Source organism: Psychrobacter sp. Arc9, assembly GCF_041431295.1.
Classification (GTDB): Bacteria; Pseudomonadota; Gammaproteobacteria; order Pseudomonadales; family Moraxellaceae; genus Psychrobacter.
In genome coordinates, this window is the sequence record NZ_JASMRK010000013.1 from 56490 (window position 1) to 78258 (window position 21769).

Consider the following 21769-nt stretch of genomic DNA (forward strand, 5'->3'; position numbering starts at 1 on the left):
TTTTATACGCACAAAAAAGCCAGCAACTTAGGCTGGCTTTTTTATCAAATTAAGAATGAATCAAAATACTTAATACGATTAATTATCTTGATTTAATTCTTGAGCAAATGCTTCGTCGAAGCTTGCAAAATCTTTGCTATCAGTGCTTGCAGTCATATCAAACGCTGCATTCAAATCTTTATCTTGTAGCTTCTGATCTGCTTTTTCTTTGCGTGCTTTATGATAAGCAAGACCAGTACCTGCAGGGATCAAGCGACCAACAACCACGTTTTCTTTCAAACCACGTAGCTCATCCACTTTACCAGTCACAGCAGCCGCAGTTAGTACACGGGTGGTTTCCTGGAAAGAAGCCGCTGAGATAAAGCTTTCAGTTGCTAGACTTGCTTTGGTGATACCTAGTAATTGACGCTCAAACTGTACTGGGAATTTATCTTCCGCTTCTAGCTTCGCATTCAATGCTTTGATATCTGCATACTCGACCTGATCACCTTTGAAGTGACTTGAATCGCCGCCGTCAGTGATTTCAACTTTACGCAGCATCTGACGAATGATAACTTCGATGTGCTTGTCGTTGATTTTTACACCCTGCAAGCGATAAACGTCCTGTACTTCGTTGACGATATAATCAGCAAGTGCCGTCTGACCTTTCAAACGCAAGATATCATGTGGGTTCTGTGGACCATCAGCGATCACTTCACCACGTGCTACCGTCTCATTTTCAAAGACGTTGATTTGACGCCATTTCGGGATTAGCTCTTCATGTACTTCACCATCTTCATTAGTAATAATGAAGCGGTTCTTACCTTTAGTCTCTTTACCAAAGCTTACGACACCAGTCATTTCTGCCATGATGGCGTGATCTTTTGGACGACGTGCTTCGAATAGATCAGCAACACGTGGTAGACCACCGGTAATATCTTTTGTACCAGAAGATGCTTGTGGTACACGGCCTAGAATCGAACCTGCTGCAACTTTCTCACCATCGCTCACGCGGATGATGGTTTCAGCTGGTAAGAAGTAAACCACTTCTTTGCCTTCGTCAGTGTTCAAGATAATCGCAGGACGTAAGTCTTTTGCTGAGCTTGAACGGTCACGCGTGGCTAGAATCTCAAATGAGCTCATACCAGTCGCATCATCAACTTTCACTGTGGCAGTCATACCGTCAGTGATGTCACTGAAGCGTGCTGTACCAGCAAATTCTGTGATGATTGGATGCGTATGCGGATCCCATTTAGCGATAGTTTGACCGCCTTCAACCTGCTCTTCGTCTTTCACAAGTACACTTGAACCATATGGTACTTTATAGCGCTCACGCTCACGGCCAAGCTCATCGGTCAATGCGATTTCAGCTGAACGCGATACGATGACTAAGTGACCATCGGTATGCTGTACTGTTTTCATGTTTTCAAAGTGCGCTTGACCAGCATTACGTACAGAGATGCTGTTGTCTACAGAGGCTGAACTCGCGGCCCCACCTACGTGGAACGTACGCATGGTCAACTGAGTACCTGGCTCACCGATAGACTGAGCAGCCATAACACCAACTGATTCACCAATGTTCACTTTATGACCACGTGCAAGGTCACGACCATAGCACTGTGAACAAACACCATGCTCAACATCACAAGTAATAACTGAGCGTACCCAGATATCATCGATCGCGTTGCTGTCAAGGACGTTAACCCAGTACTCATCGATCAATGTACCAGCTGGAACCAATACTTTATCAGCATCATCATTGTAAGTAACGTCACGAGCAGTCACACGACCCAGTACTAGCTCACCTAATTTCTCAATGATTTCACCACCTTGGATATGTGGCTTCATGAGTAGGCCTTCTTCAGTACCACAATCATCACTAGTGATAACCAAATCTTGTGCCACATCAACTAGACGACGAGTTAGGTAACCTGAGTTAGCTGTTTTCAGTGCTGTATCTGCTAGACCTTTACGTGCACCGTGAGTTGAGATGAAGTACTGTAGTACTGTCAAACCTTCACGGAAGTTAGCTTTAATCGGCGTCTCAATGATTGAGCCATCTGGTTTCGCCATCAAACCACGCATACCTGCCAACTGACGAATCTGTGCCGCACTACCACGAGCACCAGAATCTGACATGATAAAGATAGAGTTGAATGACTTCTGCTCGTCTTCTTCACCTTGTGCGTTAATAACTTTATCTGTTGCCAAGTTGTCCATCATCGCCTTAGCGACTTTGTCATTGGTACGTGACCAGATATCAACTACTTTGTTATAGCGCTCACCAGCAGTTACGAAACCTTGCTCGAACTGATCTTCGATTTCGCGAACTTCGCCTTCTGCCACTTCGATGATTTGCTTTTTAAGTGGTGGAATGACCATGTCGTCGATACCGATAGACACGCCAGATAATGTTGCTTGAGCAAAACCAAGATACATCAATTGGTCAGCAAACATAACACTTTCTTTTACGCCAACTTTACGGTAGCAAGAGTTGATCAAACGAGAGATGTTTTTCTTCGTCATCTCCTGGTTACACTCATCAAACGTCATACCTTTAGGCATGATGTTCCAGATAAGAAGACGACCAGCAACCGTATCTTTGATACTGATTTCTTTAGTCTCGTTACCGTCTTCGTCGATTTGCGTCTCAGTAACACGCACTTTGATCTTAGCGTTTACATGTAGATCGTTTGAACCAATCGCACGCAATGCTTCATTAACGGTAGCAAAAATCATGCTCTCGCCTTTGGCATTGATCGACGAGCGACTGATGTAATATAGACCTAGTACAACATCCTGAGATGGTACGATGATCGGATCACCGTTCGCAGGTGACAAGATGTTGTTGGTAGACATCATCAGGGCACGTGATTCAAGCTGTGCTTCTAGCGTCAATGGCACGTGAACGGCCATTTGGTCACCATCGAAATCGGCGTTGAATGCAGTACAGACAAGCGGATGCAACTGGATGGCTTTACCTTCGATCAATACTGGCTCAAATGCCTGTAGACCCAAACGGTGAAGTGTTGGCGCACGGTTGAGAAGTACTGGATGCTCACGGATAACCATGGCCAGCATATCCCACACTTGTGGCTCTTCACGCTCTACCATCTTTTTGGCAGCTTTAATAGTTGTTGCCAAACCATGAGACAATAATTTGTTATAAGTAAATGGCTTGAATAATTCTAGTGCCATTTTCTTAGGTAGACCACACTGATGTAGACGTAGTGTTGGACCTACAACGATAACCGAACGACCAGAGTAATCGACACGCTTACCAAGTAAGTTTTGACGGAAACGACCTTGCTTACCTTTGATCATATCTGCCAAAGATTTCAATGGACGTTTGTTACTACCAGTGATGGCACGACCGCGACGACCGTTATCAAGCAACGCATCCACTGACTCTTGCAACATACGCTTTTCGTTACGTACGATGATATCAGGCGCGCTTAACTCAAGCAGACGCTTAAGACGATTGTTACGGTTGATCACACGGCGATATAGATCGTTTAGATCTGATGTCGCAAAACGACCACCTTCTAGCGGTACTAGCGGGCGCAAATCTGGTGGTAGTACTGGTAAGATGTTCATTACCATCCACTCAGGCTTGTTATTAGAATCACGGAATGCTTCTAATAATTTAAGACGCTTAGACATTTTCTTAAGCTTGGTTTCAGAACCTGTTTGCGGAATTGCTTCACGCAGCTCATCAATCTCAAGATCGATATCGATGTCTTTTAATAGGTCTTGAACTGCTTCAGCACCCATCTTAGCTGTGAATTCGTCACCAAACTCTTCAAGCGCTTTGTAATAATCTTCATCATCAAGCAACTGGTACTTTTCTAAGCTAGTTAGACCAGGCTCAGTAACGATGTAGCTTTCAAAATATAGAACGCGCTCGATATCACGTAGCGTCATGTCTAGCAATAGACCGATGCGGCTTGGTAATGATTTTAAGAACCAAATATGCGCCACAGGACTGGCTAGGTCGATATGACCCATGCGATCACGACGAACTTTAGCAGTGGTAACTTCAACACCACATTTTTCACAGATAACGCCTTGGAACTTACGGCGCTTATATTTACCACATAAACATTCGAAGTCTTTTACTGGGCCAAAGATTTTGGCACAAAAGAGACCATCACGCTCAGGCTTAAACGTGCGATAGTTGATGGTTTCAGGCTTTTTTACTTCGCCGTGCGACCATGACTTAATAACGTCAGGTGAGGCTAAAGTAATTTGAATGCTATCAAACTCTTGGTTACCGTTGCCGGTAGGGCTTTGCATGATATCGAGTAAATCTTTCAAGTTGCTTCTCCGTTATCTTTATAATCATCTGACAGCGTACCATTGACGCAGATAAGATGAATGAAGGCAATGAATAGGGTTGAGACAAATCACTAAAAGCAGCAGCAATAAAGCAGACTGCCTTTAGTGGACAACTAAGTTAAACAACGAGCTAGTTGCTTTGTTTTAACTCAATATTAATACCCAGTGATTTGATTTCTTTGGTCAGTACGTTAAACGACTCAGGCATGCCTGGATCCATATACTGCTCACCATCAACGATGTTTTTGTACATACGAGTACGGCCTTCAACGTCATCCGACTTCACCGTTAGCATTTCTTGCAAGGTGTAAGTCGCGCCGTATGCTTCTAGTGCCCATACTTCCATCTCACCGAAGCGCTGACCACCAAACTGAGCTTTACCACCCAATGGCTGCTGCGTCACTAGAGAATAAGAACCCGTTGAACGCGCATGCATTTTGTCATCAACCAAATGGTTAAGCTTGAGCATGTACATGTAACCAACGGTTACTTTACGGTCAAACTTCTGACCTGTACGACCATCATATAACGTCTGCTGACCATCGCGATCCATACCAGCAAGCTCTAACAGGTCTTTAACTTGGCTTTCTCTTGCGCCGTCAAATACTGCTGTGCCCATCGGTACACCGCCACGTAAGTTGTCTGCTAGCGCCATGATGTCATCATCACTTAAGCTATCAAGATCAACTTGCTCACCGCCTACTTGGTTATAGATTTTGTCCAAGAAGTCACGTAGCTCTTTGATCGCTGCTTGAGATTTGAGCATACCGTCAATCTTCTCGCCCAAACCTTTCGCTGCCATACCCAAATGCGTTTCTAGAACCTGACCGATGTTCATACGAGATGGTACACCAAGTGGGTTCAATACGATGTCAACGGTATTACCATTTTCATCATAAGGCATGTCTTCAACTGGCATGATGCGCGATACAACACCTTTGTTACCATGACGACCAGCCATCTTATCACCAGGCTGAATACGACGCTTAACCGCTAGATATACTTTAACGATTTTTTGTACGCCATGTTGCAAGTCATCACCAGCAGTCAATTTGCGTTTTTTCTCAGCAAACTTCACATCGATGTCTTTTTGCTTATCAACCAAGTAATCAGCGATTTGCGTTAGACGTTCAGAGATTTCTTCTTCTACTGGTTGGATATCTAGTAAAGTCTCAAGGCTCATATCTTTCATATCAGCCAAGGCCATAACCGTACCAGCTTTTAGACCAGCACCGCCGCTGACTTTTTGGCCATCTAATAGATTACCAATACGGCCACGTGCTGCTTCTTCAAAGATACGTAGCTCTTCTTTCAAATCTTTGCGATAGCTATCAAGCTGCGATTTTTCAATCGCTCTTGCGCGTGCGTCTTTTTCAACGCCATCACGGGTGAAGACCTGTACATCAATAACCGTACCTTTACTTGAAGTCGGTACGCGTAGTGAAGTGTCTTTCACATCAGCCGCTTTTTCGCCAAAGATAGCCCGTAGTAGTTTCTCTTCTGGCGTTAGTTGCGTTTCACCTTTTGGCGTCACTTTACCAACTAAGATATCGCCAGCGTCAACTTCAGCACCGATATAGACGATACCTGCTTCATCAAGACTTGATAATGCTGCTTCACCAACGTTTGGAATATCAGCAGTGATCTCTTCTGTACCTAGCTTGGTATCACGAGCCACACAAGTCAATTCTTGGATATGAATAGTAGTGAAACGATCTTCTTTAACTACTTTTTCAGATAACAAGATTGAATCTTCGAAGTTGTAACCATTCCACGGCATAAATGCGATGCGGATGTTCTGACCTAATGCTAGCTCACCAAGATCCGTTGAAGGACCATCAGCCAAGATATCACCCAAAGCAATCTCGTCACCTTGGTTAACGATGATACGTTGGTTGATACAAGTGTTCTGGTTAGAGCGCGTGTATTTGATCAAGTTATAGATATCGATACCCGCTTCACCAGCAGTCATCTCGTCTTCGTTTACACGAACAACGATACGTGATGCATCAACATCTTCAATCACGCCGCCACGCTTAGCGATAACACAAACACCAGAGTCACGAGCAACGTGACGCTCCATACCCGTACCTACTAACGGCTTATCAGCACGTAGCGTAGGAACAGCCTGACGCTGCATGTTTGAGCCCATCAAGGCACGGTTAGCATCATCATGCTCTAGGAACGGAATCAGACCTGCTGCAACCGATACTACCTGACTTGGTGATACATCCATATGCGTCACTTTTTCTAGCGGCATACGAACAAATTCACCATAGCTACGTACACTGACCATCTCGTCGGATAACGCGCCATCTTCAGTCATCGGAGAATCAGCCTGTGCAATGACAGTGCCTACTTCTTCGATTGCTGATAGATACTCAATAACGTCAGTCACTTTACCATCAACCACACGGCGATAAGGCGTTTCTAAGAAGCCAAAGCTGTTGGTTTTAGCAAATGTCGCTAGTGAGTTGATCAGACCAATGTTTGGACCTTCAGGAGTCTCAATAGGACATACACGGCCATAATGCGTATCATGTACGTCACGTACTTCAAAGCCTGCACGTTCACGAGTCAGACCACCAGGTCCTAACGCTGATACACGGCGTTTATGCGTCACTTCCGACAATGGATTGTTCTGATCCATAAACTGTGATAACTGGCTTGAACCAAAGAATTCTTTCACTGCTGCCGCTACAGGCTTTGAGTTGATCAAATCTTGTGGTGACAAGTTGTCCGATTCTGCTGAGCTTAAACGCTCTTTTACGGCACGCTCAACACGTACTAGACCAACACGGAATTGGTTTTCTGCCATCTCGCCTACTGAACGAATACGGCGGTTACCTAGATGGTCAATATCATCGACATCGCCGCGACCGTTACGAATCTCGATAAGCTCTTTTAGAACGTTAACGATATCATCGTTGGTCAATACACTGCGTTCACGCTGGATATCAGGATCATCAGTGTTGTCAAATTCTAAACCAAGACGACGGTTGAACTTCATACGACCGACGTTTGATAAGTCATAACGATCTGCGTTGAAGAACATGCTCTCAAACAGTTTCTCAGCAGTTTCAACCGTTGGTGGCTCACCTGGACGCATTACTTTGTAGATTTCGATCAACGCTTCTTCACGGCTTGAGGTGCTATCAGCACGTAGCGTATCGGCAATATAACTACCTTGGTCGATATCGTTAGTGAACAGAATGCTGAACTCTTTGATGGCACCACTGGCTTCAAATGAGTTCAATTTCACCAATAACTCGTGGTCGATTGGCGTGTTTGCTTTAGCGATGATTTCATCATTAACAACGATGTCTTCAGCTAAAATACGCTCATATAGGTATTCATCAGGCACAGCAATTTTCGTCATACCTGCTTCTTCAAGCTGACGGATACGGCGTGCGTTAATACGTTTGCCCTGCTCTACAATAACGTCACCTTCAGGTGATACGATATCAAACTGCGCCATTTCGCCACGTAGACGATCAGCAACTAGATCAATTTCAAACGTCTCTTCAGCTTTATAAACAGCGACTTTATCAAAGAATAAATCTAGGATTTCAGAAGTCGTTAGACCAAGTGCACGTAGAATGATTGATGCAAGTAGTTTACGGCGACGGTCAATACGAGCAAATACTAAATCTTTTGCATCAAATTCAAAGTCTAACCATGAACCACGATAAGGGATGATACGTGCGTTATAAAGCACTTTACCACTTGAATGCGACTTACCTTTATCATGGTCAAAGAACACACCAGGTGAACGATGTAGCTGAGATACGATAACACGCTCAGTACCATTGATAATAAAAGTACCGTTAGCAGTCATCAAAGGCATCTCGCCCATATAGACGCTTTGCTCACGGATATCTTTGATAGCAGCTTTGCTATCTTTGTCTTTGCTGTCTTTGTCTTTGATGATCAAACGGATTTTGACACGCATAGGCGCAGCAAACGTTGAACCACGTAAGATACACTCACGCTCATCAAATTCAGGCGTGCCTAAATAGTACTCAACAAATTGTAGCTCTGCGTTACCAGAGTGACTCTCAATTGGGAAAATAGAGGAATACGCAGCTTGCAAACCAGTATTCTCACGAGCTTTCGGCTTTTTGTGCTCTTGCAAAAATTGCTCATAAGAATCTACTTGAATAGACAGTAAATAGGGAACGTCCATTACAGTGGGCAATTCAGCAAAACTTTTGCGAATACGCTTTTTTTCAGTATAAGAATATGCCATCGAGAGTCCTTACAGTAAACGTGGAAACAAATTAAAAGCGTGGCCAGTATGCATAAATACGATGCAAACGTGGCGACGTAAACGATAATATAAAACGGGTCTTCGTGTTCAGTTCATGTCTTTTCTGTCAATTACTACTTTACTCTTCAGTGCTTACCTAGCACACTTCACTTAATCTCGTCGTTGCTTGCTAGATTCATGGTAAGTGAATCAGTCTATATGACTGTTGCAACCAAAAAATTCAATATTATATAATCTATAACGCATTGCCTATCAGGCTTACTTTACAAATACATTGCTGGGAAATAATGTCTATTAAGATTGCATCCATACCACTTGCCATCTAGACTACTTATTACCGAACCATGTTCCCTACACATACAAGCTGTCTATGAGACTGAATATCGACAGTCATGCCACACCAAGTAGGCAACTTATGATCAACAGCTTTTTTAAGAATACCGCTTTTTTCAGGATTAATAATCGGGGTAACTATAACTTTTAGAATCAGTATAAACTATAGTGTTGATAGGAAAGCATGCAGACACAAAAAAATGCCAAACATCTACAGACGTTTAGCTCATATTAACTGATTTCAAAAACTGGCATGTGTGCTTGCATGTATATCGTCTGTCCTTTTGATGGGTATCCACCGTGATGTTGCATACGTATGTTGGCAGACACAAAAGGTCAAGCTACGAATTATAGTAAAAAAAAGCTGGCAATGCAAGGCATTACCAGCTTTTTTTCGTACAGTGTTAAACTTATTTTAGTTCAACAGTTGCACCAGCTTCTTCAAGTTTCTTTTTCAACTCTTCAGCTTCAGCTTTAGATGCGCCTTCTTTGATTGGAGCTGGAGCGCTTTCAACCAAATCTTTCGCTTCTTTTAGGCCAAGACCAGTAGCTTCACGTACGGCTTTAATTACGCCAACTTTCTTCTCGCCAAAGCTGGCAAGAACTACGTCAAACTCGTCTTTTTCTTCAGCAGCAGCAGCAGCAGGACCAGCAGCAGCAGGTGCAGCAGCAACAGCAGCTGTTACGCCGAATTTTTCTTCCATGTCGCTGATTAACTCAACGATATCCATTACTGACATTTCAGCGATTGCATTTAACACGTCATCTTTAGATAGTGCCATGAGAACTCTCCGTTATCTGATAAAAATTAATTGATTCTAATATCGCCTTGATTGCTTGCCTAATGTGACAATAAAGTGCAACCAAAATTAGCGATGTTAAAGTTACGTTAAAACAAGCAATTAAGCAGCTTCTTTTGCGTCTTTGATTGCCGCTACAGTGCGAACGAACTTGCCAGGAACAGCGTTCATAGTCTGGACAAGCTTGGTCACTGGTGCATTCATAGTAGCCATCAAGATAGAGATTGCTTCGTCGCGAGTTGGTAGCTTCGATACGCGCTCTAGCTCTTCTGGACCATAAACTTCACCACCGACTGATACTAATTTGGTCTCTAAAGCTTTGTTATCTTTGCTGAAGTCGAAAACGACTCGAGCAGCAGATCCCAAATCTTCCATAGAGAAAGCCAAAAGTAGTGGACCAGTCATACGGTCTGACATGCTCTCAAACTTAGTGCCTTCAAAAGCGCGTTTTGCTAGTGTATTTTTTACCACTTTCAAAACCACACCTTTATCACGAGCTTGTTCGCGCAGCTTAGTAAGCTGTGCAACACCAATACCGTGATATTCGGCAGCTACTGCTGAGTAAGCATTAGCAGCAACTTCAGACACTTCAGCCACAACTTGTTGTTTTTGTTCTAGCGTTAATGCCATAAGTTGACTCCTTTAATCTTATCAATCGACTTATAATAAAAGTGCCAAAAACAAGGTTTTTATGCGCTCAAACTGTAAGCTAAGACTGACTTGATACGACACATTACCAGCGGATTCAATTAATAAAAAAAGCATCTACTGGTAACGACTGATTACGGCACCGTTATCAGAATGACGTTGAGTAATAGTTTGAAGATTATAAATAATCTTATCGCCCTATCCGCTCGTGTCTTAAACTGTGTGGGCCACCGTCTGCGTAGGACAACTAAGATTTTCATCTGTCGTCGATTAACAAAAGTGACTTATTATCATAAGCAACTATCCGAAGATCGCTAACTATGACTCTAAACTACTCTCTACCTACGGTCTTAGACAGCGTAGCAAATACTACGCTGACCTAATTCTTTAAAAACTGTTTGTGTTTATCATTCAAAATATTTGAAGATAAAAACTTTAATTATTTAGCAGTACGATAAGGAACAGCGTCGATCGTTAGACCTGGACCCATCGTGCTAGACAAGGTAATTTTCTTAATGAAAGTACCTTTAGAAGTAGCAGGCTTAGCACGCTTTAGATCAGAAAGAATCGCTTGCGCGTTTTGCTCGATTTGATCAGCAGTGAAACCAACTTGGCCGATAGTTGCATGGATGATACCAGCTTTATCAACACGGTACTGAGCCTGACCAGCTTTCGCATTAGTCACAGCTTCAGCAACGTTTGGCGTTACTGTACCAACTTTAGGGTTAGGCATTAGACCACGTGGGCCTAGGATAGTACCTAATTGACCAACAACACGCATTGCATCTGGAGCTGCGATAACAACATCAAAGTCCATGTTACCAGCTTTGATTTGCTCTGCTAGGTCTTCAAAACCAACGATGTCTGCACCAGCTTCTTTAGCGGCTTCAGCAGCAGCGCCTTGAGCAAATACAGCAACGCGTTTGGTTTTACCAGTACCAGCAGGTAGGTTAGTTGCACCACGAACTACTTGATCAGATTTACGTGGGTCAACGCCCAAGTTTACCGCGATATCGATAGACTCTTTGAATTTTAGCGCTGGCAAATCGTTTAGGATTTGAACCGCTTCTTCAATAGTGTACTGTTTTTCGTTATCAATACGGCTTTGAATTTCTTTTTGACGTTTGGTTAGCTTAGACATTATACACCCTCCACGGTAATACCCATTGAACGTGCAGTACCAGCGATGGTACGAACAGCAGCGTCAAGATCAGCTGCAGTTAAATCTGCATTCTTAGTCTTAACGATATCTTCTAGTTGTGCACGGTCAACTTTACCAACTTTAGCAGTGTTCGGTGTACCTGAACCTTTAGCAATACCAGCAGCCTTACGTAGTAAGTATGCAGCTGGTGGTGACTTCATGATGAAGGTAAAAGATTTGTCGCTGTATACTGTGATCTCAGTTGGGATCGGTAGACCTGGCTCTTGGCCTGAGGTCGCAGCGTTAAATTCTTTACAGAACGCCATGATGTTCACGCCTTTTTGACCCAAAGCTGGACCAATAGGTGGTGAAGGATTTGCTTTGCCTGCAGGCACTTGCAGTTTGATGTAACCATCAATCTTCTTAGCCATGATACTCTCCTAAATGGGTGATAGCGCCAAATCAACGTGGTATACACCTAGTTGACTAACAGCTCCCCGGTTGATGAATTTTTTGCTAATTTAGTCTAGTTTTTCAACTTTACTAAATTCAAGCTCAACCTGCGTAGGTCGATTAAATACGTTTACCGTTAGATGTAGCTTAGACTTCTCGTAATCCACTTTTTCTACCAACCCTTTAAAGTCAGTAAATGGACCATCGATAACCAACAACTCTTCGCCTGGCTCAAATAGAGTCTTAGGACGTGGGTCAGTCTCAGTCTGGTTCAAACGGTTTAAAATGCGATCAGCTTCTACTTGCGTAATCGGTGCAGGCATCTCAGGCGTACCACCGATGAAGCCCATAATACGAGGACAGTCTTTTACGATGTGCCAAGTATTATCGTTCATTTCCATTTGGATCAATACATATCCAGGAAAGAACTTACGCTCGCTCTTACGTTTTTTGCCGTCTTTCATTTCGACGACTTCTTCAGTAGGAACCAATACATCACCGAATGACTCAGCAAAGTCACTACGATTAATACGATCAGTTAATGAACGTTGTACTTGTTTTTCATATCCTGAAAACGCTTGGACAATATACCAACGCATATCACGCTCCTGATCATTATAAATAAGTTGTTATGAGTAAATGTCTCGCTAATAGTCACTAATACGCGCTATTAACCGATGAAAATACCAACGAACCAATTAAAAAAGTTATCCAATAACCAAATAAAGAAACCAGCAATCGCAATCACGACAATCACTTGCCATGTATATTGAAAGGTTTCGTCTTTACCTGGCCATGTCACTCGGCGAAGCTCAACGGCAGCATCTTTTAATAATATTTTAAAAGCACGGCCTTGATGCGTTAACGCCAAACAAACTAATGCAAATACAACAAGTGCGACAATAATACCAATACGTACCCAGACGTCGTTGGCAGGTTGCCAATAGCCCGGTAAGTATTGATTTACTAGAGTCGCACCGATTAATACAGCTGCGGCAAGTAGCCACAAAATCAAATCTTTTATTGAGCCAGTCTTAGCCACTTCAACAGCAGTAGTACCGCTAGCTGAAACATGCTTGTTTTTAGACAGCATTCCACCAGCAACCGCCTTGGCATCAGATAACTTAGTCTCGAGGTTATCTTGATCATTGCTCATAAAGAACTCGCTTCGGAGATGGTGGGGTACAACAAAGATGTGATAAGAAGATGGCAGGCGATGTAGGACTCGAACCTACAACCCTCGGTTTTGGAGACCGATGCTCTACCAATTGAGCCAATCGCCTATGGGTGTAAAGGACAGCATTATACAATATTTAGCATAGAATGCAAGCCCTTGACGGTAAAATTATTAATTTTACCTGATTTTGCACTGCCGCAATCTAAAATAACTGCTAGCATTAAGTGCAGCGATAATATAACAAGCTATGCTACAGATTACAATATGCTATCTAACAAATAATTGTCTCTATCACACATGTAGCTAATTCATTAATACACGCTAGGCATAATTCTATTTTCGATCATGCTTCAACTTTCTCCAATAAAAAAAGGCCACCCTAGATAGGATGGCCTTTTTTATGACTAATTCATAAGCTCATTACTGAGACTTAAGGATTAGTTCAATACGTTAGCAACAACACCAGCGCCTACAGTACGGCCGCCTTCACGAATTGCGAAGCGAAGACCTTTGTCCATAGCGATTGGGTGGATAAGCTCTACGCCCATCTCAACGTTATCACCAGGCATTACCATTTCAGTACCGTCTTGTAATTGGATTGCGCCAGTTACGTCAGTAGTACGGAAGTAGAACTGTGGACGATAGCCGTTTAGGAATGGTGTGTGACGACCACCCTCTTCTTTTGACAATACATATACTTCAGCGTCAAACTTGGTGTGAGGAGTGATTGAACCTGGCTTAGCTAGTACTTGGCCACGTTGTACGTCTTCACGCTTAGTACCACGTAGTAGTACGCCACAGTTTTCGCCTGCACGACCTTCGTCAAGCAGTTTACGGAACATCTCTACACCAGTACAGGTGGTTTTTTGAGTGTCACGGATACCAACGATTTCGATCTCGTCGCCAACTTTAACGATACCAGATTCAACACGGCCTGTTACTACAGTACCACGACCTGAGATTGAGAATACGTCTTCGATTGGCATTAGGAATGCTTTGTCGATGTCACGCTCTGGCTCTGGGATGTAGGTGTCTAGTACGTTTAGTAGTTCTACAACAGCTGGTTGGCCGTATTTTTCTTGTGAGCCTTTTAGGGCTTCAGTAGCAGAACCTTTAACGATTGGCGTGTCGTCGCCTGGGAAGTCATAGTCGTTCAATAACTCACGAACTTCCATTTCTACTAGTTCTAACAATTCTTCGTCATCAACCATGTCACATTTGTTCATGAATACGATGATGTACGGTACGCCAACCTGACGTGAAAGCAAGATGTGCTCACGAGTCTGTGGCATAGGGCCGTCAGTTGCAGATACGACTAGGATTGCGCCGTCCATCTGGGCCGCACCAGTGATCATGTTTTTAACATAATCGGCGTGACCTGGGCAATCTACGTGAGCATAGTGACGGCTGTCTGTGTCATATTCTACGTGTGAGGTGTTGATGGTGATACCACGTGCTTTTTCTTCTGGTGCTGAGTCAATAGACGCATAGTCTTTGGCTTCGCCACCAGAGGTGATTGCAGCTACGGTTGCGATTGCAGCGGTAAGGGTTGTTTTACCATGGTCAACGTGTCCGATTGTACCGACGTTGACGTGTGGCTTGTTACGTTCAAACTTGGCCTTTGCCATGGGTATTTCCTCTTTTTTTGGGGTTCAAGACTTAACTCATATAAATATGATAATTAAGACGATTTTGACCACATTAAGATAATTGTTAAAAGGTTGCACATACTAATGTGCAGATATTATAAGAAAATCGCGGCCAATAACAAGTCTTTTAACAAGTTATTGGCGTATTCTTTAGTGACAATACACAGACGTACTCTATATTGTCACTTTCAGTAAGCTTTATTTACTCGTCATCATCTTTAGAGTTGAACTTAGAGATGATTTCAGCAGCAACTGATTTTGGAATTTCAGCGTACTTTTGGAATTCCATTGAGTAAGTTGCACGGCCTTGTGACATAGAGCGCATTTGAGTGGCATAACCAAACATTTCCGCTAATGGTACTTCAGCACGAATCTGTTTAGTACCGCCAGGTAGATCTTCCATACCCTGTACCAAACCACGACGACGGTTAAGATCGCCCATGATGTCGCCCATGTAGTCTTCAGGTGTTTCAACTTCTACTTTCATTACTGGCTCAAGTAGTGCTGGATCAGCTGCTAAGAAACCTTTTCTGAAGGCCATAGAACCAGCCATCTTAAATGACAATTCATCAGAGTCAACGTCATGATAAGAACCATCATACAAGGTCGCTTTTACGCCAACTACTGGGTAGCCTGCAAGTACGCCGTTTTTCATGCGCTCTTGGATACCTTTATCAACAGCACCGTGGAATTCTTTTGGTACAGTACCACCAACAACTTCTTCAGCGAATTCATATTCAGTGTCGCCAGCTGGATCAAGTGGCTCAAGACGTAACCAAACGTGACCAAACTTACCACGACCACCTGTTTGACGTACGAATTTGCCTTCTTGTTCAACAGTGTTACGAATCGTCTCACGATAAGCAACCTGAGGTGCACCGATGTTTGCTTCAACGTTGAATTCACGCTTCATACGGTCAACAAGAATCTCTAGATGTAGCTCACCCATACCACTGATGATCGTCTGACCAGATTCTTCGTCAGTGTGTACACGGAACGATGGATCTTCTTTTGCCAAACGGCCAAGAGCGATTGACATTTTTTCTTGGTCAGCTTTAGTCTTTGGCTCAACAGCTAGAGAGATAACTGGATCTGGGAATTCCATACGCTCAAGAGTGATCACGTTGTCTTCATCACATAGCGTATCACCAGTAGTCACATCTTTCATGCCGACTAGAGCTGCGATATCACCAGTACGAATCTCTGCAAGCTCTTCTTGAGAGTTTGCCATCATCTGTACGATACGGCCAACACGCTCACGCTTCATTTTAACTGGGTTATAAACACTGCTACCCTGCTTCATTACACCAGAATAAACACGTACGAAGGTTAAGTTACCAACGAATTTGTCATTCATGATTTTGAACGCTAGTGCTGAGAAAGGTGCTTCATCTGATGCTTCACGGCTGCCTTCGCTTTCGTCTTTGTCATCAAGAATACCTTTAATAGCAGGTACGTCGATTGGTGCAGGTAGATACTGAATAACGGCATCTAGCATCTTCTGTACACCTTTGTTCTTAAAGGCAGTACCACAAAGAAGCGGAATGATTTCGTTATCGATAGTTAACTGACGAATAGCACCGTGAATTTGTTCTACAGTCAACTCACCGTTTTCTAGGTATTCGTTCATCAACTCTTCGTTTGCTTCAGCAGCGCTTTCTACAAGGTGTTCGCGGTATTCTGCTGCTTTTTCTTGTAGTTCAGTTGGGATTTCGCGCTCATCATACTGCATACCTTGAGACGCTTCGTCCCAATAGATAGCTTTCATGGTTACTAGATCAACAACGCCTTCGAAGTCATCTTCTTTACCGATTGGGATAACCAATGGTACAGGGTTACCGCCTAAGCGAGTTTTGATCTGTTCGATAACACGATAGAAATCAGCACCAACACGATCCATTTTGTTTACAAATGCAAGACGTGGTACTTTATATTTGTTCGCCTGACGCCATACGGTCTCAGACTGTGGCTGAACGCCGCCTACTGCACAGTAAACCATGCAAGCGCCATCAAGTACACGCATAGAACGTTCAACTTCGATCGTGAAGTCAACGTGACCTGGGGTATCGATGATGTTGATACGGTGTTCGTCAAACTGTTTAGCCATACCTGACCAAAAACAAGTTGTTGCCGCTGAGGTAATAGTAATACCACGCTCTTGTTCTTGCTCCATCCAGTCCATAGTGGCTGCGCCATCATGTACTTCGCCAATTTTGTGGCTAACACCGGTATAGAATAAAACACGCTCTGTAGTGGTTGTCTTACCAGCATCGATGTGCGCTGAGATACCAATATTGCGATAGCGTTTTAGGGGAGTTTTACGAGCCATAGTGTTTTCCTAGGAAAAGTCGTGTATATAATAATGTATTGTGTCTCTACCTCATACTCTATGACAAAGCGTTCAGCTTCGTAATATTACTTACTGATTATTGAGCCTAATACGGACAAAAAAAGAGCAAATACTAAGAATAGTGCGGCATCAAATTTGGGATGCTCTCCAGCAAAAACTGTATTTGTTAAGAGAGACATCTGGATAGATGTCCGCCACCTCAGTCATCAATAAATAACATTTATATATGACCGAATGATGATGGCGGCAATCAATAGAATAAACAACAATGTAAGATTAAATGGCATGAGCCTCTAATCTTAAGCTACTATTAAAAAGTAGCTTAGAAACGGTAATGAGAGAATGCTTTGTTAGCATCTGCCATGCGGTGAACTTCGTCACGCTTTTTCATAGCAGCGCCTTTGCCATCAGCAGCATCATTCAATTCGCCAGCTAAACGCAAAGCCATTGATTTTTCAGAACGCTTAGCAGCAGCTTCAGCTAACCAACGCATAGCCAATGCAGTACGACGGGAGGGGCGTACTTCCATTGGTACTTGATAGGTTGCACCACCAACGCGGCGAGCTTTTACTTCTACCATTGGGCGTACATTTTCTAGCACTTCTTCGAAGAAAGATACTGGATCTTCAACTTTACGCTTCTCACTTACTGTCTCAAGTGCACCGTAAACGATACGCTCAGCAGTAGATTTTTTACCATCACTCATTACATGGTTGATGAATTTTGCAACAGTTTGGCTACCAAACTTAGGATCCGGTAGGATCTCACGGGCAGCAACGACGCGACGTCTTGGCATAATAAATTTCCTTATCTTCAGGAGTGTCTAACATTCACAACATCGACTACTTATCATTAGGATATAGCAGTGAGTTATCAGTTAGCCTTACTGCATGGTGGTATGTTTTAATAGCAAATCACAGATATATATTTATATAAAAGCGATACTACTGACACCAAACCCATGCACAGTTATTGGGTAGTGCAAAAAGCTTATCTAATAACGTTTAGTTATTAAACTTTAGGCTTCTTAGCACCGTACTTAGAGCGACCTTGCTTACGGTCTTTAACGCCTGCGCAATCTAATGCACCGCGAACAGTGTGATAACGTACACCTGGTAGATCTTTTACACGACCACCACGGATTAGAACAACACTGTGCTCTTGTAGGTTATGACCTTCGCCGCCGATGTAGCTTGATACTTCATAGCCTGAAGTCAAACGTACACGACATACTTTACGCATGGCAGAGTTAGGTTTTTTTGGCGTGGTAGTATATACACGAGTACATACACCGCGACGCTGTGGGCACGCTTCCAACGCAGGAACTTTTGACTTTTCCTTGATGGTTTTACGACCTTTACGAATCAATTGGTTAGTTGTTGCCATAAGGCATCCTTCTCCCGTTTGGTATAAAACAAAAAAATGGGCCAATGCACCATCTATCTGACAATAATTGCAGATTTCGGGGCACCCATTTTTAGGACAGTGTATTATAAAGAGTTGTTGCTGCTATTTCAACCACTTATGAATGGTTTCGCTTTACAACATTTGATAGATATGCATTCAGCCTCTCATTGTATCACTTTATAGATTTTTCGCCGAAAAATAGCATAAGAAATAAAGTAAACAAAGCGAGCTCAAGCATCATTAAGAAAAGATGTTTAACATTGAAATGGTACTTGATAGTAACTAAGTGGTGGTATTTATCCTAATTTTCAAGTCGTGTTGCTCAATCAAACTAAGATAAATACCATTGCGCTTATAAAGCTATAACCCAACTAGCAAATAATATCTTTATTACTTGGCTTTTTTATCAGACGTTTGCTTGTCTGCGTCTTTTTTACTGCTAGTTTCTTCCTTATCAGTAACTTTTTCTGGATCACTGCTTTTTTCTTTGGGCTCTGTGTCTTTTTTCGCCTCATCAGTATTAGCCTTTTCTACTTTAGCCTCACTGCTGCTGTCATCAGTAATGGCACGATTGGCTAGTTTTGCCTCTGGCGCAAAGGTCGCTTGAGCAACGCCAATAACTTCGTCAATCAACTGACTGTTGTAGTGCATACCGATCGCTACTGCGGTGACAGGAATAAAACGACGAACCCATGATAAATTAATCTGATCTAAATCAATACCTACTTGACTGGCGACTTTGTCTATTTGCGCAGCATAGAAATTTACATTTTTATTTTTCAGACCGAGATTTTTAAGTTCACTATGTAGTCCATTGCTCTGAGCATTATCAAGCAAACCTTTACCAATACCTAGACCAGCTAGTAGCGCTTGTTTTTCTTGCATCTTGCTCAGATCAGCGTTTGATAATAGTTCGTACGCCATCTTGACGCCTTGCTTACCTGTCAGCGGCTTATTATATACAGCAGCAATCTGATAAACTGTACGTAATGAAACCAATAATAGCCACAATGTATCAGCTAGCAAACCTGGTAGACCTGCCAAACCCGTCAAACCACCCATCATTGCAAGCGCGCGGTTTTGATTAGCAATATCAGTAGCTAGCGCATAACGCTCTTCGTCATCTAAAGTAGCAATATTGGCAAACCGATGCTCATTAGGTAAGTCTAGTTGACTCCAGTTGGCAGCGAGGTTAGCCACTTGGGCAAATGCGCCGTTAACTGTCGACTGGAAAAAGCTATTTGGCACGACTTTTTTGGCATATTTACCATAAGTAGCAAAACGTGGTCCTAAAAGTTGCTGCGTCGCCTTTAGCGTTTGCTCACGAAACAAATCTTGTTGGTAGTCTTCATCGCCTAGGTCGACGGCTTTATATTGACGCGGTTTGCCCGTTTTAGCGTTTACGCTATCAATCATAGCCCCTACACGCTCTAGATTGTTTCGAGTAAAAGAGCCAATGGTATTGATGCTTTTAGAAAGAGTACTACGCTTTGCCATCGTGATGTCCTTAATATGATGAGTTGGTTTTTTAATATAATTGTATTTTAATATGATATTTAATTATTAGTAATAATGAGTCTATTATTTTAGCCAGTTATCGTAACTGGTGTCAGTGCGAACAATGTTATTAGAATCACAAATTTTGTATCTAAAGTATAATTCTGTCCATAGCCAGTAGCTAGGCTTACTTCTCATTTTTTCATTCAGTATTGAATCATAAGCGTTATTTTGTCGTTATTTTGCACTTGCGCAAAGATTTCGAAAGCTTGATACGTTATCATGTGCCATAATTCACAGTACACTTGTACTTTATTTACAGATTACCATTTATAGATCATCGATTTTTCTATGGTTTATATAATGGCGATAAAGTACGACGGCACTTAACATTGATTGATATAACCAATATTTGGTTAATAGTACCAATATTTAAAAACGATTATTGAAAGCAATTCTCAAGGATTGTTACTCATAAGGAATAGAATATGCGTCGCGTAGTTATTACTGGAGCAGGGATTGTCTCTTGTATCGGACATGATTTAGACACTGTCACCACTGCCCTCAAAGAAGGTCAATCTGGCATCACATTTAATGATTCTTATGCTGAGCACGAGTTTAAATCACACGTGAGCGGTAGCATCAATCAATCAGAACTTGATACCAGTGGTATCGATCGTAAGCTGAAACGGTTCTTTAGTGACGCCAGTCTCTATGCTTATGTTAGTGCGCTAAATGCGATTGAGCACTCAGGACTATCGCTTGATACCATCAATAACAACCCACGAGTGGGTGTGGTGGCAAGTTCGGGCGGCGCATCAACAGAAAACATCGTCAATGCTATCGACGCTATGCGCGAAAAAGGTCTACGCGGTGTCGGCGCAATGGCAGTACCAAAGACAATGGGCAGCTCGGTATCAGCTGCTTTAGCAACCGGCCTCAAAATCCAAGGCGTCTCCTACTCGCTCGCCTCTGCTTGTGCGACTTCGACACACTGTATCGGTCATGCTGCTGAGCTTATCCAATTGGGTAAAGCCGATGTGATATTGGCTGGTGGTAGTGAAGCTGAGCATTGGACACAGTCTTGTATGTTTGATGCCATGGGCGCAGTTAGTACTCAGTATAACGACACACCAAAACTTGCCTCAAGAGCCTATGACAAAGACCGTGACGGTTTTGTGATTGCTGCTGGTGGCGCGATGGTGGTTGTAGAGAGTCTGGAGCATGCTCAAGCACGCGGCGCTAATATTTTGGCTGAAATCGTTGGCTATGGTGCCAGCTCTGATGGTGCAGAAATGGTTGCGCCAAGCGGTGAAGGTGCAGTTCGCTGTATGCAACAAGCCTTGGCCGAAGCGGGTCTAGAAAGTGTCGATTACATCAACAGCCATGGTACTAGTACACCGTTAGGCGATATTACTGAGCTTAAAGCGATTGCTAAAGTATTTGATAATGACATCAGTAAAGTACCTGCTATCAGCTCAACCAAATCAATGACAGGTCATAGCTTGGGTGCTGTTGGTGCACAAGAGCTGATTTATTGTCTACTGATGCTACAGGACGGCTTTATCGCTCCAAGTATCAATGTTGATAACTTGGACCCTGCTGCTGAAGGTTTCGATATTGTCACCGAAATGCGTGAAGCAAATCTTGAAACCTTGATGAGTAATAGCTTTGGCTTTGGTGGTACTAACGCTACGCTAATTATCAAAAAGTTTGACGCTTAACCC

14 protein-coding genes and 1 tRNA gene are annotated in these 21769 nt (G+C 42.9%); 1 reads left to right on the plus strand and 14 read right to left on the minus strand.

What is annotated here, in order from left to right:
• Positions 1–78: 78 nt before the first annotated feature.
• The 14 genes from rpoC to QO187_RS08830 all read right to left on the minus strand — a co-directional run bounded on the left by rpoC (position 79) and on the right by QO187_RS08830 (position 20042).
• The gene (gene rpoC, locus QO187_RS08765; protein ID WP_114701647.1) at positions 79–4296 is read right to left on the minus strand and encodes a DNA-directed RNA polymerase subunit beta'; all 4218 of its coding nucleotides are present in this window, start codon (positions 4294–4296) and stop codon (positions 79–81) included.
• A gap of 151 nt (positions 4297–4447) precedes the next feature.
• The gene (rpoB, locus tag QO187_RS08770; RefSeq protein ID WP_371548055.1) at positions 4448–8566 is read right to left on the minus strand and encodes a DNA-directed RNA polymerase subunit beta; all 4119 of its coding nucleotides are present in this window, start codon (positions 8564–8566) and stop codon (positions 4448–4450) included.
• A 764-nt stretch (positions 8567–9330) separates the two neighbouring features.
• Positions 9331–9702, minus strand: coding sequence for a 50S ribosomal protein L7/L12 (gene rplL / locus QO187_RS08775; RefSeq protein WP_057761722.1), 372 nt, complete (start codon positions 9700–9702; stop codon positions 9331–9333).
• Positions 9703–9822: 120 nt separating this feature from the next.
• Complete coding sequence (rplJ, locus tag QO187_RS08780) at positions 9823–10350, minus strand: 50S ribosomal protein L10 (protein ID WP_057761724.1); 528 nt, start codon at positions 10348–10350, stop codon at positions 9823–9825.
• 457 nt (positions 10351–10807) lie between these two features.
• Positions 10808–11509 carry a 50S ribosomal protein L1 gene (gene rplA / locus QO187_RS08785; protein WP_057761725.1) on the minus strand — a complete coding sequence of 234 codons (702 nt, stop codon included), beginning with the start codon at positions 11507–11509 and terminating at the stop codon, positions 10808–10810.
• Entirely contained in the window at positions 11509–11940 is a 432-nt protein-coding gene (rplK, locus tag QO187_RS08790) for a 50S ribosomal protein L11 (RefSeq protein ID WP_057761727.1), read from the minus strand. Before rplK ends, rplA begins: the two co-directional genes overlap by 1 nt.
• A gap of 90 nt (positions 11941–12030) precedes the next feature.
• Positions 12031–12561: a transcription termination/antitermination protein NusG gene (nusG, locus tag QO187_RS08795; RefSeq protein ID WP_057761729.1), complete on the minus strand. Its 531-nt coding sequence runs from the start codon at positions 12559–12561 to the stop codon at positions 12031–12033.
• A gap of 71 nt (positions 12562–12632) precedes the next feature.
• On the minus strand, positions 12633–13118 hold the full coding sequence (gene secE, locus QO187_RS08800) for a preprotein translocase subunit SecE (protein WP_057761731.1): 486 nt from the start codon (positions 13116–13118) through the stop codon (positions 12633–12635).
• A gap of 51 nt (positions 13119–13169) precedes the next feature.
• A tRNA-Trp gene (locus QO187_RS08805) sits at positions 13170–13245 on the minus strand.
• A 331-nt stretch (positions 13246–13576) separates the two neighbouring features.
• Positions 13577–14767, minus strand: coding sequence for an elongation factor Tu (gene tuf / locus QO187_RS08810; protein WP_114701991.1), 1191 nt, complete (start codon positions 14765–14767; stop codon positions 13577–13579).
• Between the two features lie 223 nt (positions 14768–14990).
• Entirely contained in the window at positions 14991–17117 is a 2127-nt protein-coding gene (fusA, locus tag QO187_RS08815) for an elongation factor G (protein ID WP_057761733.1), read from the minus strand.
• 343 nt (positions 17118–17460) lie between these two features.
• Complete coding sequence (rpsG, locus tag QO187_RS08820) at positions 17461–17934, minus strand: 30S ribosomal protein S7 (protein ID WP_057761735.1); 474 nt, start codon at positions 17932–17934, stop codon at positions 17461–17463.
• 215 nt (positions 17935–18149) lie between these two features.
• Complete coding sequence (gene rpsL, locus QO187_RS08825) at positions 18150–18524, minus strand: 30S ribosomal protein S12 (RefSeq protein ID WP_011281154.1); 375 nt, start codon at positions 18522–18524, stop codon at positions 18150–18152.
• A gap of 411 nt (positions 18525–18935) precedes the next feature.
• On the minus strand, positions 18936–20042 hold the full coding sequence (locus QO187_RS08830) for an EcsC family protein (RefSeq protein ID WP_371548059.1): 1107 nt from the start codon (positions 20040–20042) through the stop codon (positions 18936–18938).
• A 488-nt stretch (positions 20043–20530) separates the two neighbouring features.
• Between QO187_RS08830 and QO187_RS08835 the strand changes: the two genes are divergently transcribed.
• Entirely contained in the window at positions 20531–21766 is a 1236-nt protein-coding gene (locus tag QO187_RS08835) for a beta-ketoacyl-ACP synthase II (protein ID WP_102093985.1), read from the plus strand.
• Positions 21767–21769 lie beyond the last annotated feature (3 nt).